Source organism: Nocardia sp. NPDC127606, from assembly GCF_042671725.1.
In the GTDB taxonomy this organism is placed as follows: domain Bacteria; phylum Actinomycetota; class Actinomycetes; order Mycobacteriales; family Mycobacteriaceae; genus Nocardia.
Genome location: NZ_JBHXWQ010000012.1, coordinates 151418 through 166936 on the forward strand (window position 1 = coordinate 151418; position 15519 = coordinate 166936).

14 protein-coding genes are annotated in these 15519 nt (G+C 68.9%); 13 read left to right on the forward strand and 1 reads right to left on the reverse strand.

The window, feature by feature from the left end; translation table 11 throughout:
• Nucleotides 1-36: 36 nt before the first annotated feature.
• From murD to ftsZ, 6 genes are all read left to right on the forward strand, one after another.
• Entirely contained in the window at nucleotides 37-1473 is a 1437-nt protein-coding gene (gene murD / locus ACFVJ5_RS34150) for a UDP-N-acetylmuramoyl-L-alanine--D-glutamate ligase (protein WP_379226753.1), read from the forward strand.
• Nucleotides 1474-1518: 45 nt separating this feature from the next.
• Entirely contained in the window at nucleotides 1519-3012 is a 1494-nt protein-coding gene (ftsW, locus tag ACFVJ5_RS34155) for a putative lipid II flippase FtsW (RefSeq protein ID WP_379226629.1), read from the forward strand.
• A gap of 55 nt (nucleotides 3013-3067) precedes the next feature.
• Nucleotides 3068-4183 carry an undecaprenyldiphospho-muramoylpentapeptide beta-N-acetylglucosaminyltransferase gene (murG, locus tag ACFVJ5_RS34160; RefSeq protein WP_379226631.1) on the forward strand — a complete coding sequence of 372 codons (1116 nt, stop codon included), beginning with the start codon at nucleotides 3068-3070 and terminating at the stop codon, nucleotides 4181-4183.
• Nucleotides 4180-5694: a UDP-N-acetylmuramate--L-alanine ligase gene (gene murC / locus ACFVJ5_RS34165; RefSeq protein ID WP_379226633.1), complete on the forward strand. Its 1515-nt coding sequence runs from the start codon at nucleotides 4180-4182 to the stop codon at nucleotides 5692-5694. The genes murG and murC overlap by 4 nt, the downstream gene beginning before the upstream one ends.
• 8 nt (nucleotides 5695-5702) lie before the next feature.
• The gene (locus tag ACFVJ5_RS34170) at nucleotides 5703-6380 is read left to right on the forward strand and encodes a cell division protein FtsQ/DivIB (RefSeq protein WP_379226755.1); all 678 of its coding nucleotides are present in this window, start codon (nucleotides 5703-5705) and stop codon (nucleotides 6378-6380) included.
• Between the two features lie 160 nt (nucleotides 6381-6540).
• Entirely contained in the window at nucleotides 6541-7800 is a 1260-nt protein-coding gene (gene ftsZ, locus ACFVJ5_RS34175) for a cell division protein FtsZ (RefSeq protein WP_379226635.1), read from the forward strand.
• A 68-nt stretch (nucleotides 7801-7868) separates the two neighbouring features.
• Here ftsZ and ACFVJ5_RS34180 read toward each other — a convergent pair whose 3' ends face one another.
• Nucleotides 7869-8414: a hypothetical protein gene (locus tag ACFVJ5_RS34180; protein ID WP_378636696.1), complete on the reverse strand. Its 546-nt coding sequence runs from the start codon at nucleotides 8412-8414 to the stop codon at nucleotides 7869-7871.
• Between the two features lie 178 nt (nucleotides 8415-8592).
• Here ACFVJ5_RS34180 and ACFVJ5_RS34185 point away from each other — a divergent pair, with 178 nt between their 5' ends.
• The 7 genes from ACFVJ5_RS34185 to ACFVJ5_RS34215 all read left to right on the forward strand — a co-directional run bounded on the left by ACFVJ5_RS34185 (nucleotide 8593) and on the right by ACFVJ5_RS34215 (nucleotide 15442).
• Complete coding sequence (locus tag ACFVJ5_RS34185; RefSeq protein ID WP_379226637.1) at nucleotides 8593-11373, forward strand: LuxR C-terminal-related transcriptional regulator; 2781 nt, start codon at nucleotides 8593-8595, stop codon at nucleotides 11371-11373.
• Between the two features lie 146 nt (nucleotides 11374-11519).
• Complete coding sequence (gene pgeF, locus ACFVJ5_RS34190) at nucleotides 11520-12251, forward strand: peptidoglycan editing factor PgeF (RefSeq protein WP_379226639.1); 732 nt, start codon at nucleotides 11520-11522, stop codon at nucleotides 12249-12251.
• Nucleotides 12248-12979 carry a YggS family pyridoxal phosphate-dependent enzyme gene (locus tag ACFVJ5_RS34195; RefSeq protein WP_379226641.1) on the forward strand — a complete coding sequence of 244 codons (732 nt, stop codon included), beginning with the start codon at nucleotides 12248-12250 and terminating at the stop codon, nucleotides 12977-12979. Before pgeF ends, ACFVJ5_RS34195 begins: the two co-directional genes overlap by 4 nt.
• 107 nt (nucleotides 12980-13086) lie before the next feature.
• Nucleotides 13087-13842 carry a cell division protein SepF gene (locus ACFVJ5_RS34200; RefSeq protein ID WP_379226643.1) on the forward strand — a complete coding sequence of 252 codons (756 nt, stop codon included), beginning with the start codon at nucleotides 13087-13089 and terminating at the stop codon, nucleotides 13840-13842.
• Nucleotides 13843-13931: 89 nt separating this feature from the next.
• Nucleotides 13932-14234, forward strand: coding sequence for a YggT family protein (locus ACFVJ5_RS34205; protein WP_056816435.1), 303 nt, complete (start codon nucleotides 13932-13934; stop codon nucleotides 14232-14234).
• Nucleotides 14235-14294: 60 nt separating this feature from the next.
• Entirely contained in the window at nucleotides 14295-15152 is an 858-nt protein-coding gene (locus tag ACFVJ5_RS34210; protein ID WP_101463560.1) for a DivIVA domain-containing protein, read from the forward strand.
• Between the two features lie 89 nt (nucleotides 15153-15241).
• Entirely contained in the window at nucleotides 15242-15442 is a 201-nt protein-coding gene (locus ACFVJ5_RS34215) for a hypothetical protein (RefSeq protein WP_379226646.1), read from the forward strand.
• Nucleotides 15443-15519 lie beyond the last annotated feature (77 nt).

Genomic DNA, 15519 nt, shown 5'->3' on the forward strand with positions numbered 1-15519 from the left:
GAACACTCGCCCCGCGCCCTGCGTTCCCCGGGCCCGATGCTCGAATTCCTGCGTGGCCGTGACGTTCTCGTCGCCGGTTGGGGCGTCTCCGGACGCTCGCTGATCGAACCGCTGCGCGATATCGGCGCCCACCCCGTGGTCACCGACAACGGCGCGAAGGCCCTCGCCGAGGCCGCCGAACTCGGCCTCGAGATCGCCACCAGCGTCGAACTCGAAAACGCCGACCTGAGCCGGTTCGCGCTCGTGATCACCAGCCCGGGCTGGCGACCGGATTCGCCGGTGCTGGTCTCGGCGGTCACCGAGGGCGTGCCCGTCTGGGGCGACGTCGAATTCGCCTGGTGGGTCGATCAGGCCCGCATCTACGGCCCGGTCCGCAAGTGGCTGGTGATCACCGGCACCAACGGCAAGACCACCACCACCCAGATGACGCACTCGATCCTGCGCGCCGCCGGCATCGCCAGCGTGGCCTGCGGCAATATCGGCCTGCCGATCCTGGACGCACTGCGCCGCAACCCCGGCCCGCAGGTTCTCGCCGTCGAGCTGTCCTCGTTCCAGCTGCACTGGGCGCCGTCGGTGCGGCCCGAGGCCGGTGTCGTGCTCAATGTCGCCGAGGATCACCTGGACTGGCACGGCGGTCTCGATGCCTACGCCGCCGCGAAGGCCCGCGCGCTGACCGGTCGCGTCGGTGTCGTCGGCCTCGACGACCCGGTCGCGGGCGCACTGGCCCGCAAGGCCAAGGCGCGGCGCACGGTCGGCTTCCGGATCGGTGTCCCCGCCGACGGTGAGCTGGGTGTGGTCGACGGCAAGCTCCTCGACCGCGCCTTCACCAAGGCCGCGATCCTCGCCGAGACCAGCGACATCAGCCCGCCGGGACCCGCGGGCATCGCCGACGCGCTGGCCGCGTCCGCGCTGACCAGGGCCATCGATGTGGCGCCGCAGTTCGTCAAGGAAGGCCTCGCCGAGCACAAGGTGGGCCCGCACCGCACCGCGTTCGTGCGCGAACTGGGCGGTGTCGAGTTCATCGACGACTCCAAGGCCACCAACCCGCACGCCGCGCGCGCCGCGATCATGGCGCACCCGCAGGTGGTGTGGGTGGCGGGCGGTCTGCTCAAGGGCGCCGGTGTCGACGATCTGATCGAAGAGATCGGTGACCGGCTGGTCGGCGCGGTGTTGTTCGGGGCCGACGCGCCGGTGATCGCCGCCGCGATGGCGCGACACGCACCCGAAGTCCCGGTCATCGAGCTGGATGCGGGAGACGATGCAGACATGGAGTCGTCGAGATCCCAGCGAGCCGAGGCGGTCATGGGCCGCGCGGTGCGCGCCGCGGCGGGTCTGGCTCGCGCCGGAGACACCGTCCTGCTCGCGCCCGCGGCCGCTTCCCTGGACATGTACGACGACTACACCCATCGCGGACGTTGTTTCGTGGATGCGGTGACGGCACTGGAAGATGGTGACATCGGGCGGGCGCTGTGACGAAGGCGCGCCCGGCCGAGCAGTCACCGCCCAAGAGGGGGCAGCGTGGTTAAGAGCCGGGGCAGCGTGGACGACAGCCGGGTCGGTAAGGGCCAGGCGGGCGCGAGTTCTCGCCGGAAGAGTTCGGGGCAGCCGAATTGGGCGGGGGAGCGCTTCGGCGCGTGGTTGGCCCGGCCGCTCGCGTCGTTCCATCTGATCGTCACGATCGCGACCCTGCTCACCGTGCTCGGCTTGGTGATGGTGCTGTCGGCGTCGAGCGTCGAGGCCTACGCCGGTGGCGGTTCGGCCTACGCGTTGTTCATCCAGCAGGCCATGTTCGCCGGGCTGGGTGCCATCGCCTTCTACGTGGCGTTGCGGTTGCCGCTGCGGCTGTTGCGGCAGTGGTCGTTTCCGATCTTCAGCATCTCGGTGCTCGCGCTGATGTTGGTGCTCATTCCCGGCATCGGCTCGGCGCACGGCGGCGCGCGGCGCTGGTTCGACATCGGACCGCTGTCGATCCAGCCGTCCGAAGTGGTCAAGGTGACCCTGGTCGTGTGGGGTGCGCACCTGCTGGCCTCGCGCCGTGGTGCGGCACTCAAGGACATCCTGGTGCCGCTGGTGCCCGCGGGTCTGCTGGTCTGCCTGCTGGTGGTGCTCGAACCGAACCTGTCGACCACCATCGCGCTGGGCATCGTGCTGATGGCGCTGCTGTGGTTCGGCGGGCTGCCGGTGCGGTTGTTCGTCGGGATCATGGTGACCGGCGTGGTCGCGGCGTCGGTGCTGGCGCTGTCGGCCGGGTACCGCTCCGACCGCGTGCGCGCCTTCTTCAACCCCGGTGACGATCCGCAGGGCGCCAACTACCAAGCGCGTCAAGCCAAGTACTCCCTCGCCGACGGCGGCATCTGGGGCCGTGGCCTCGGGCAGAGCCGCGCGAAGTGGAGCTACCTGCCCAACTCGCACAACGACTTCATCTTCGCCATCATCGGCGAGGAACTCGGTTTCCTGGGCTGCATGCTGGTCTTGGCGCTGCTCGCCCTGTTCGTCTACGCGGGTATCCGCATCGCGCTGCGCTCGGTGGACCCGTTCCTGCGCTTGCTCACCGCCACCGCCACCACCTGGATCACCGCGCAGGCGCTGATCAACATCGGCTATGTCGTCGGGCTGTTGCCGGTGACCGGTCTGCAGCTGCCGCTGGTCTCGGCCGGTGGTTCGTCGCTGGCGATCACGCTGTTCATGTTCGGCATCATCGCCAGCGCCGCCCGGCACGAACCCGAAGCGGTGTCGGCGTTGAAGGCAGGCCAGGACGGCAGGCTCAGCAGGCTGCTCCGGCTGCCGGTGCCCGAGGTGTACACCCCGCCGGCGCCACGCAAAGTCGCGCCGCGCGCCAGAACCGAACGTCCACGTCAGGCCCCTCGCCGCCAGCCGCCCGCCGATCGCAGGCGACGGGTGCCGGAAAGCCGCGGCACGAGTTCGCTACGGTCGACAAGAGCGTGGGAGCCGACCTACCCGATGCCACACCGCCCGGTGAAACGGCGAACCGGCGGAGGCGGCGGCGCATGACCACGCAGGCTTTCGCGAGATCGAATTCGATACAGAGAGAACGAGGTAGATCCAGGTGAGTAACCCGCGATCCGGGTTGTCGGTGATCGTCGCAGGCGGAGGAACCGCAGGCCACATCGAACCCGCGCTGGCTGTCGCCGACGCGCTGCGCAGACTCGACGACTCGATCCGGGTGACCGCCTTGGGTACCGAGCGTGGACTCGAGACGAAACTGGTGCCCGAACGCGGGTACCCCCTGGAGCTGATCCCGCCGGTGCCGTTGCCGCGCAAGCCCTCCGCCGACCTGCTGCGGCTGCCAGGCCGGGTGCTCGCCTCGGTCAAGGCGACCAGGGCGGTGATCGACGAGGTGCAGGCCGACGTGATCATCGGGTTCGGCGGCTACGTCGCGTTACCCGCGTACCTCGCCGCGCGCGGCGGGCTGTTCGGTCGCAAGCGCAAGGTGCCGGTGATCGTGCACGAGGCCAACGCGAAGGCCGGTATCGCCAACAAGGTCGGCGCGAAACTCGCGGCGAAAGTGCTCGCCGCCGTTCCGGATTCCGGGCTGGCGGGCGCGCAGGTCGTCGGCATTCCGGTGCGCGCGTCCATCACCGAACTCGACCGGGCCGCCTTGCGCGCCGAAGCTCGCGCGCACTTCGGCCTGCCCGCCGAGGGGCCGGTGCTGCTGGTGTTCGGCGGTTCGCAGGGTGCGCGCAGCCTCAACGAGGCCGTCTCCGGCGCCGCACCGCAACTCGCGGCCGCGGGCGTCTCGGTACTGCACGCGCACGGCCCCAAGAACAGCGTCGAGGTGAGCACCGCCGATGCGCCTGCCCCGTATGTGGCGGTGCCCTACCTGTCGCGGATGGACCTGGCCTACGCCGCCGCCGACGCGGTGGTGTGCCGATCCGGTGCGATGACAGTGGCCGAGGTGTCGGCGGTCGGCCTGCCCGCCTTCTACGTGCCGTTGCCGCACGGCAACGGCGAACAGGAATTCAACGCCCGACCAGTGGTCGCGCAAGGTGGTGGCACAATTGTGGCCGACGCCGAGCTGACCCCGAAATACGTGATCGATGAGGTGATTCCGCTGTTGCTCGACCCCGCTCGACTCGCGCAGATGAGCCGCGCCGCCGCAGGCGCAGGCCATCGCGACGCTGCCGACACGGTGGCCAGGATCGTCACCGAGGTCGCCCGATGAGCGAGCCGGACCAGCAGATCGGGGAGTCCACGGGCGCTGCCCTGCCCCCCGAACTCGAACGCGTCCACATGGTCGGCATCGGCGGTGCGGGCATGTCCGGTATCGCGCGCATCCTGCTCGCACGCGGGGGCCAGGTCTCCGGTTCCGATGCCCGCGAGAGCCGTGGCGTGCTGTCGCTGCGGGCTCGTGGCGCCGAGGTGCGCATCGGGCACGCCGCCGACGCGCTCGACCTGCTGCCCGGCGGCCCGACCGTCGTCGTCACCACCTATGCCGCCATCCCGAAGACCAATCCAGAACTGGTCGAAGCGAATCGGCGCGACATCCCCGTGCTGATGCGCCCGACCGTGCTCGCCGCGCTGATGCGAGGGCACAAGACCCTGCTGGTCTCGGGTACCCACGGCAAGACCTCGACCACCTCGATGCTGATCGTCACGTTGCAGCACTGCGGCGCCGATCCGTCGTTCGCGGTCGGTGGTGAGCTCAACGAGGCGGGCACCAACGCCCACCACGGCAGCGGGGACATCTTCGTCGCCGAGGCCGACGAGTCCGACGGTTCACTGCTGCAATACGACCCGGACGTCGCCGTGGTCACCAATATCGAATCCGACCACCTCGACTACTTCGGCACCGACGAGGCCTACATCCAGGTCTTCGACGACTTCGCCGACCGGCTCGCCCCCGGCGGCCTGCTGGTGGTGTGCCTCGACGATCCCGGTTCGCTCGCGCTGGCCCAGCGGGTCGCACCGCGCATGGCCGAACGCGGGATCGAGGTCCTCGGTTACGGCTCCGGCGATCTGGCCGATGCTCCCGTGCGCGTCGGCGCGCGGCTGCTCGACTGGCAACCGCGTGACGTGGGCGGCATCGTCGAGTTCCGACTCGACGGCGAAACCGTGCCGCGGTCGTTGCGCCTGTCGGTGCCCGGCAGGCACATGGCGCTCAACGCGCTGGCCGCGCTGCTGGCCGCCCGCGCCACCGGCGCCGATATCGACGAGATCGTGCAGGGTCTGGAGGGATTCGGCGGCGTGCACCGACGGTTCCAGTTCACCGGTCGGGAGAACGGGGTGCGCGTCTTCGACGATTACGCCCACCACCCCACCGAGGTCCGCGCGGTGCTCGAGGCCGCCGCGCAACTGGTCGCCCAGGAAGCGCGCGACGGCGCCCGCCTCCAGCGTGGCCGGGTGATCGTGGTGTTCCAGCCGCATCTCTACAGCCGCACCGCCACTTTCGCCGAGGAGTTCGGCACCGCGTTGAGCCTGGCCGACGAGGTGGTCGTCCTCGACGTCTACGGTGCCCGGGAAGACCCGCTGCCGGGCGTCAACGGCGCGCTGGTCGCCCAGTCGGTGACCGAACCCGTGCACTACCAGCCGGATATGTCCAAGGTCGGCAAGCAGGTCGCCGCGCTCGCGGGCGACGGTGACGTCGTGATCACCATGGGCGCGGGCGATGTGACGATGCTCGGCAGCCAGATCCTCGACGGCCTGCGGGCCAGGCCGCAGCAGGGCGGCCGGTGAGATTGCCGATGCCCGCCGCGCGCGGGTGGCACGGCTACCGTCTCTGGACGGTGGTCGGAGTGGTCGTGGTGAGCCTGCTGGTGGTGCTGGCCTGGTTCACTCCGGTGCTGTCGGTGCGCACGGTGCGCGTCGACGGGCTGTCGGCGGTGCCGGAGGCCGACGTGCGTGGTCGGCTCGAAATTCCGGACGGCCGTTCGATGTTACGCATCGATACCACCGCGATCGCCCAGCGCGTGGCCGCGATCCCGAAGGTGCGCTCGGTCCGGGTGCAGCGTAAATTCCCCTCGACAGTGCTGGTCACCGTCGTGGAGCGAACCCCGGTGGTGTATTTCGAAGCCCCGGACGGCGCCCACCTGATCGACGCGGAGAGCGTCGAATTCGCGATCGAGCCCGAACCGCCCATCGGGGTGCCGAAACTGCTCACCGAGGGCTCGTTCACCGGGCCCGCGGCGGCCAGGGCGGCGGTGGAGGTGCTGGTCACCCTGCCACCCGCCTTGTCGGTGCAGGTGGGCGAGGTTGTCGCACGGTCGATTTCGGACGTCTCGCTGAGCCTTCGCGATGGCAGGAAGGTAGTGTGGGGCGGCACGGGCGACGGTGAGCGCAAAGCTGCTGTCGTGTTGCCACTACTGACCCGTGAGGGGACCGTGTTCGACGTTTCGAGTCCGAATCTGGTCACGGTAAAGTGAGCGACATTCTTTGTGGCACAAGATTCTGGCTCTCATCTCGGCGCGCCTGCGCCGCGATCGCAGTGGCTGCGAATAGCGTTCCGCAGCAGTCGGATACTTGACATAACGCCAACCCTATGGTTGAGGTTGAGGGTTTAAGATCGAAGGAAGGCGAGAGCCCATGACGCCCCCGCACAACTACCTTGCAGTGATCAAGGTCGTCGGTATCGGCGGCGGCGGCGTGAACGCCGTCAACCGAATGATCGAACAGGGACTCAAGGGAGTCGAGTTCATCGCGGTCAATACCGACGCGCAAGCCCTGCTGATGAGTGATGCCGACGTCAAACTCGATGTCGGTCGTGAGCTCACCCGAGGCCTCGGTGCCGGAGCCGATCCGGAAGTCGGCCGCAAGGCCGCAGAGGACCACAAGGACGAGATCGAAGAGGTGCTCAAGGGCGCCGACATGGTCTTCGTCACGGCGGGCGAAGGTGGTGGCACCGGTACCGGTGGCGCCCCCGTCGTCGCCAGCATCGCCCGCAAGTTGGGCGCCCTGACTATAGGGGTCGTCACCCGGCCGTTCTCCTTCGAAGGAAAACGGCGCGGGAACCAGGCCGAAGTAGGGATCAACCTGCTTCGCGAGTCGTGCGACACCCTCATCGTCATTCCGAACGACCGGCTGCTGCAGCTGGGCGACGCGGCGGTGAGTCTGATGGACGCCTTCCGCTCCGCGGATGAGGTGCTACTCAACGGTGTTCAGGGTATTACCGACCTGATCACCACCCCCGGCCTGATCAACGTCGACTTCGCCGACGTCAAGAGCGTGATGTCGGGTGCCGGATCGGCGCTCATGGGCATCGGCTCGGCGCGGGGCGAGGGTCGTTCGGTGAAGGCGGCCGAGACGGCGATCAACTCGCCGCTGCTCGAAGCCTCCATGGACGGCGCGCACGGCGTGCTGCTCTCGATCGCGGGCGGTTCCGACCTCGGGCTGTTCGAGATCAACGAGGCTGCCTCGCTGGTGCAGGAGGCGGCCCACATCGAGGCCAACATCATCTTCGGTACGGTCATCGACGATTCGCTCGGCGACGAGGTGCGAGTCACCGTCATCGCCGCGGGTTTCGACGGTGGCGGCCCGTCTCGGCGGAGTTCGGAGCCCAGCGCGGCTACGAGCAGCCGGACCGGCACGAACCCGATCGGTTCCGGCCGCGCGGGCGAGATCGGCCAGGGACGTCCGTCCGAGGCGCCGTCGCGTCCCACCGAGCCCGCCACGGCCGGGGTGTCCGGTGGCCGGGCCGCCGCGCCGAACTACCGTGATACCGAGCGGTACCGGGAGTCGGAGCGTCAGCGGGTCACCGAACGCGCGATGAACCAGGTCAACAACCCGGAAGTTCGCGAAGGCGACGATGACGACGAGATCAACGTCCCGGACTTCATGCGTCGATAGGCGTTCGCAGACACGAAAAGCGCCCGAACTCCTGTCGAGTTCGGGCGCTTTCGCGTGGTGCGGGGGGATCAGCCCTTGGCGCTGCCGAGGCAGTAAGTGATCTTCGGATCATTGACCACGAGCACCTGGTCGGCATCCTCGCCGCACAGCTGCTCGTCGACCTGACCGTCGACGCGGGTGACGACCTTGAAGCTGGCGTCGGAGGCGGTGCACGGCACGAACTTATAGCCGGTCATCATGCCCTCGTTGTAGCAGCTGCCCTCCTTGAAGTTCGGGGCGAGACAGAGGAACGCGACCGTGCCGCCGCTGCCGAAGGTCTCCTCGTAGGACGTGTAGTCCTCGTGGCACTCGACCTTCTTGTCGTGGACCTGCACGACCTGGTAGACGGCGTTCTCGGCCGAGCACGGGACCGGCTCGGTCTTGGAGTCGATCACCGACGCCGAGATCACGTTGATGCACTCACCGACCTTCGAGCGGGCGGTGTCGGACTTGCTCGCGTCCTTGGCGACCTCGGTGACCTTGTCCACGGCCGAGCAACTCGCGGCACCGAGTGCCGCGACCGCCAGCAGTGCGAGCGAGAACCGCGAAACCATTCCCTTGCCGGTGAACGTCATGCGAACCTTCTTTCTGCAGAACCTCACCGCGGACCCTTCGGCGGTGTAGGCCCCGATCACCCAACCTCACCCGGCCCCGGCGAGCATCCGGGAAACCACGGTAATTTCACTGCGGTGGCACCGTTATGCTCTGATCCGGCCGTCCACGGCCGATCTCGCCAGTGAGGTACGGAGTGTCATGTTCGAACGCGCATTCGTCGGCCGCGCCGCCGAACTCGCCGCGCTGACCACGACTTTCACCGGCCCCGACGCGCCCTGGTTGCTGCTGGTCGACGGTCCCGCCGGAATCGGCAAGTCCCGCTTGATCGCCGAGTTCGTCGGCGCGGCCCGCTGCCGGGTACTGATGGTCACCAGCGCCGAGGACGCCCAGTCACAGCCGCACTATCTCGCCGATGACATCGTCGAGCAGGTGGGCGAGGGCGCCGGCGCGGGTGATGGGTCGGCCCCGGGAGTGACGCCGGATTCACGCGACCGTGCCGAGCTGGTTCGCCACGTGCGGCGTGCGCTCGGCGCGGTGGAGACCCTGCTCGTCGTCGACGACGCACAGTGGGCAGACCTGGAATCGTTGCGCCTGCTGACCTTTCTGATCCGGAACCGGCCCGCGCGGGGATTCCGCCTGCTGCTCTCCTTCCGCGACGGCGGCTGCCCACCCTCGATCGCCCGATTGGTCCGCGCGCCGCGGGTGCGGACGGTGCACGTGCGGGTTCCACCGTTCACCGAGGCCGATGTCGACGGGTTGCTGCCGGAGGAGGACCCGGGTCGGCGGGCCAGGCTGTTCACCGCGTCCCACGGCAATCCGCTGTACCTGACGCTGCTCGCCGATCTGCCCGACCGCGAATTGGACCGGGCTTTGCACGGGGAAGAACCCGACCCCGCGTCGGATGATTTCGCGGCGCTGGACCGGACGATCCGCGCCGAGCTGGCCCAGCTTCCGGACACCGAGCGGCTCGTAGCGCAGGCCATCGCGGTGTGCGGACTGCCTCCTGACCTCGAACTCTTGTGCTCGACAGCCGCTCTCGCGGAGGAGGCGGTGGTCGCGGCGGTGGACGGGCTGGTTCGGCGCGGAGTGGTCAGCGTCGGTGACGGCGCGGTGACGTTCGTCCATCCGCTGATTCGCACAGCCGCCTACCGGGTGTCCGGCCACGGCTGGCGAGCGATGGCACACCGCAGGACCGCGCTCGCGCTGCGCGCGCGGGGCGCGTCGATGCCCTCGCGCGCGCGTCATCTCGAGCACGCGCTGCTCGGCGCCGACGAGATCGCGGGTACGGAACTGCGACTGGCCGCCGCGCAGGTGCTCGCCGACGCTCCGGCCGCGAGCGCGCGCTGGCTCTCGGCCGCCGCGCGGATCGCGCCCGCGACCGACGACCCACTCGCCGATGCCTTGGCGCTCGGCCGGGCGCAGTTGCTGTCCGGCGCGGCCGCGCAGGCGGGGGAGACTCTCGAACCGGCGGCCGCCACCGCGGGCCGGCACCAGTTGGAGGCGCTGCTGCTGTCGGCCCGTTGCGCGCGCATGCTCGGTCGCATCGACCAGGCGCGCACGCTGCTGGCGCACGGGGCGACGCTGCCTCGCCGACCCGGCGACGGACCGGTGCAACTGGAACTCGCGATCCTGGAAATGCAGGATCACCAGGACTCCGAAGGCCGGGCCCGCCTCACCGCCCTGTTCGACTCCGACGCCATCGACGACCCGGCCGTTCGCGCGGCGGCGACCGCTCTGCGCTGCCTCGGTCTCCTCGCCGACGCGCGTATCGCCGAGGCCGCCCAGCTCTACGACCCCTGTGGCCGAGCCTTCGGCCTGCTCACCGACACCGTCCTGCGTGAAGTGGTGCACGCCGCCCCCGCGTTCGGCTGGTGCGCGTACTTCCTCGACCGCGACGCCGACGGCCTGCACCACCTGGATCGCGCGATCGCGGTGAGCCGCCGCTTCGGCCGCACCTACGCCCTCGCCGAACTCCATACGGTCCGCGCCTACTCGCTGGCCAAGCTCGGCCGTCTCCACGACGCCATCGCCGCCGCCGACGAAGCCACCGACGCCGCGACCACTTTCGGCTATCCCGACCTGCTCTCCTTCGCCGGCGCACTGAAACTGCGCACCCTCCAACTGACGGCCCCGCCAGCGGCGGTAACCACCCAGTGGCACACCGTTTCCGCGCTCGCGCGCCCCACCGTGCGCTGGTGGCGCCAGGTCGTGGAAACAACCCTCACCGACATCGCCCGAACCCTGGACCTGCCCGCCTGCGCACCCCCGCCCCCGAACGGCCGCCCCGGCCCGCTCACCCCGACACACCTTGCCCGGGCCGCCCGCGCCGCGATAGCCACCGGCGACCTCCCCGCCGCCGCAGACCTGGTCACTCGTGCCGAAGCGGCCGCCGCGGCGACGAGCCACGCCGTGCACCTCGGCGAGCATTCCGTCGCGACCGTGCTGATCACCCCGGTCGGTGACCTCGGCAGTCAGGTGGGTGCGGCCGCGCTGGCGCGGGCCGACTACGCCGCGGCCATGGGCGACGTGGCCGTCGCGGCAGCGGCTGCCGAGGTAGCGGTCGCGGCGTTCGCGCGTGCCGGAATGGTGGTGAACCGGGCACAGGCCGAGTTGATCGCCGGTGTCGTCGCGGGCAGATGTGGTGATTTCGGTCGCGCGACCAGTCGATTCGCCTCCGCACGCGCGGTCTTCCTCGCAACCGGTGCCACCCGTCTGCTCGACGAGGTGACCACCGAACAACGCCGTCTCGCCGGCGCCCAGCGTGTCGGTTCCCCGACCGCACTGACCAGGCGCGAACGCGAAGTCGCCGACCTGGCCGCCAACGGCCACACCAACAAGGCCATCGCCGAGCAGCTCTGCCTCAGCCCCCGCACCGTCGAAGACCACCTCAGCCGAGTGCTGCGCAAACTGGGACTGGCCGGCCGCGCGGGCATCGCTCGCAAGCTCGGCGAGCTCGACATCGCGGAGTCCACCGCGTGACCGGGCGCGCGGTCGTCGCCGCAGCGGTCGACGGCGGCGGTCCGTTCGGTGAGGTCGAGCACCTGGCTGCCCTGTCGTTTCGGGCTTGACCGACGTCACTGCGCGCGATGTCCGCCCGACCCGGTGACCGCACTACGCTCGAACACATGACTTCCGCACCTCCTACCGTGACCGTTCGCCGGGTGACCACCACCCGCGCCGGTGGCTTCTCCGCCGCGCCCTACGACTCGTTCAACCTGGGTGACCACGTCGGTGACGATCCGGAAGCTGTGCGCCGTAACAGGATTCGGCTGGCGGAGGGCATCGGCCTCACTCCCGACCGGCTGGTGTGGATGGAGCAGGTCCACGGGCGCACTGTCGAGATCGTCGACGGGCCGCGCGCCGAACCGGTGCCGGTGACCGACGCACTGGTCACGACCGTGCCGGGTCTGGCGCTGGTGGTCCTCACCGCCGACTGCGTGCCGATCCTGCTCTCCGACGACGAAGCCGGCGTCATCGCCGCCGTGCACGCGGGCCGCATCGGCGCCCGGATCGGCATCGTGCCGCGCGTGCTGGACGCGATGGTCTCGGTCGGCGCCCGCGTCGATCGCATCGGCGCCTTCCTCGGCCCCGCCGCCTCAGGTCGTCAGTACGAGGTCCCCGCCGCGATGCGCGCCGACGTCGAAGCCCACCTGCCCGGCAGTGCGACCACCACCGTCCGCAAAACCCCCGGTCTCGACCTGCGCGCGGGCATCCGCCGACAGCTCACCGAGGCGGGTGTCGCCGGAATCGCCGTCGACCCCCGCTGCACCATCGAGGACAAAACCCTGTTCAGCCACCGCCGCGGCGCTCCCACCGGCCGCATCGCCGGCGTGATCTGGATGGACCGCGCCGCATGACGACGGAAACCGCGACGGACCGCACCGCGGAGCTCTCGGCCCGCCTCGACGGCCTGCTCGCGCGCATCGACGCCGCCGTCGACGCCGCGGCACGCCCGGCGGGTTCGGTCCGCCTGCTCCCGGTGACGAAGTTCTTCCCCGCCACCGATGTGGCCGTCCTGCACGCCCTCGGCCGACGCGAATTCGGCGAGTCGCGCGAGCAGGAAGCCTCGGCGAAGGTCGACCAGCTGGCCTACGACGATGTCGAGTGGCACATGATCGGTCGTTTACAACGCAACAAGGCTCGCTCGGTCGCGCGCTGGGCGCACACCGTGGCCTCGGTCGACAGCGAACGCCTGGCTAACGCCCTGGATCGGGCGGCGCAGGACGCACTCGCAGCCGGCGAGCGTATCGCGCCGCTGCGGGTGCTGCTGCAGGTGAGCCTGGACGCCGACCCCGGACGCGGGGGTGTCGAACCGGCCGATCTGCTCGCCCTGGCCGACCTGGTAGCGAAGGCGCCCGGGCTGCATCTGGCCGGTCTGATGGCGATTCCGCCCCTTGACGCCCCGAGTGATGTGTCGTTTGCGAATCTTGCGACATTGCACACTTCGCTGCTCGCGCAACACGCCGAAGCCACCGAGCTTTCTGCAGGTATGTCGGGTGATTTGGAGATTGCGGTCGAACACGGTTCGACGTGTGTGCGTGTCGGAACCGCCTTGATGGGCGCGCGACCGATAACCTCGGCGTAGCAAAGAAACCTCACCAGTCACATTCGACACATACGATTGGGCTGAAGAGGCGCTGAGCAAGAACTTCAACACCCGGCCGCCACCGGGGCCGAAGGAAGGTCGACCAGATGAGTACCCTGCATAAGTTCAAGGCGTACTTCGGCATGGTTCCGCTCGATGAGTACGAAGACGACTACGTCGACGATCATGCCCCTCGCGGCGTCGAGGAGCGCGCGGGCCGCGCCCGTCCGCGCAGCTACGACCGTTATGCCGAAGACCGTTACGGCGCCGACCGTTTCGAGGACGAGGTCGACGACTTCCCGCAGCCGGCGTACAAGTCGGCCTACCAGGCGCGTCGCGACGACTATGTCGCCGACACCTACGCCGACGATCGCTACGAGACGCCGCGTCGCCCCACCAGGATCGAAACGGCGCCGTCGTCGGGCCGGTCCTTCCGGGCAGGCGGTGTCGCACCCGGTATGCGCGGCTCCACTCGTGGTGCGCTCGCGGTCGATCCCGACGCCGAGGAGCGCAGGCTGGAGGAGCGCTTGCGCCCCGAGCCCGCACCCGCGCGGCGTCCTGGGATCTTCGAGGACGGAGGTCCCTTGTCCAAGATCACCACGCTGCGTCCGCGCGATTACGGCGAGGCCAGGATCATCGGTGAACGGTTCCGCGAAGGGAATCCGGTCATCATGGACCTGGTAGACCTGAGCAATGCCGATGCCAAAAGGCTGGTCGATTTCGCGGCCGGACTCGCTTTCGCGCTGCGTGGTTCGTTCGACAAGGTGGCGACGAAGGTGTTCCTGCTCTCACCGGCCGATGTCGACGTATCAGCGGAAGAACGCCGCCGCATCGCCGAAAACGGCTTCTACAACCAGAAATAGAGAACGCACACCGGATACCGAGATGGCCGCCCGCGCACTGCGCGGCGCGGCCATTTTGCACCATGCCGATTTTGCGGCAGAGTGAAGCCGTGGCCCTGTTCGCGGTTCTGTACCTCGTGCTTTTCATCTTCTGGCTGTTGCTCATCAGTCGGGTGATCGTCGAGTTCATTCGCAGTTTCGCGCGCGACTGGCGCCCGACCGGTGTGGTGGTGATCGTCCTGGAGGTGATCTTCACCGTTACCGACCCCCCGGTGAAACTGCTGAGGCGGTTGATACCTCCTGTGAATCTTGGGGGGATTCGTCTCGATCTTTCGATAATGGTCCTGCTCTTCCTCGTCTTCATCCTGATGTCGATCGTGGGTAGGCTCGGTCAGCCCGTGACCTCCGTGTGACACAATGAATCGAGAAGACCGCTTGCTAGTTCTCCAAAAGACGCGTGAAGGGATCCTTCGATGCCGCTGACTCCTGCCGATGTGCACAACGTCGCGTTCAGCAAACCGCCGATCGGTAAGCGCGGCTACAACGAGGACGAGGTCGATGCTTTCCTGGATCTCGTCGAACAGGAGCTTTCGCGCCTGATCGAGGAGAACGCTGACCTGCGTCAGCGGGTCGCCGAACTCGACACCGAGCTGGCCGACGCCAAGAAGAACCGTGGTCCTGCCCCGGTCAGCGCCGTGAAGGCGCCCGTGCAGCAGGCACCTCCTCCCGCGCCGGAACCCGTTCCGCAGCCGGTTCCGGTCGCGCCGCCCGCTCCGATGCCCGTCGCGGCCCCGGCGCAGAACAACGGCCCGGACGCGAACATGCAGGCCGCGAAGGTGCTCACCCTGGCGCAGGAGATGGCCGACCGCCTGACCACCGACGCCAAGACCGAGGCCGAGGGTCTGCTCTCGAACGCGCGAGCAAACTCCGAGCGACTGGTCGGCGACGCTCGCACCCGTTCGGAAGCGATGATCGCCGACGCGCGTCAGAAGTCCGACGCGATGCTGGCCGACGCGCAGAACCGCTCCGACACCCAGATCCGGCAGGCCAAGGACAAGGCCGAGGCGCTCACCGCCGACGCCGAGCGTCAGCACGCCGAGATCATGGCCACGATCACTCAGCAGCGCACGGTGCTGGAAAGCCGCATCGAGCAGCTGAAGACCTTCGAGCGCGAGTACCGCGTGCGCCTGAAGTCCTACCTGGAATCGCAGCTGGAAGAGCTCGAGAACCGTGGGTCGGCCGTGCCGGTCGACGGCGGCGAGTTCGCGGGCGAAACCAACGGTTCGGCCAACAGCTTGGCTCCGGCTTCCTTCGCCAAGGGCGGCAAGTAAACTAGTTCCCGGGTCGCGCGACGCAGCGCGTCGCGTGATTCGGGAATGCCCAGTTATCGTCGGGCTGCTCGGTTGGCTTGGGAGTCACCATGCTCGTCTTGACGCTTGTTCTAGCAGCGATCGGCTTCGCACTGCTCGTCGCGGCGCTCGCCACCGGTTCGGTGGTGTGGGCGTGGGGGTGCATTCTGATCTGCGTAGTCGGTGCCGCGAGTTTGCTCGTGGGCGCGCTGGCCACCCGAAAACCCGAGAGCGAGCCGGTCCCACCCGGCCGACACGCCCGGCGGAACTGAACAGGCGCGGAATATCCAGTGGACGCGCCCGGTTAGAATCGAACTACACATGGCGCTGATCCGGCTATCACCGGGGA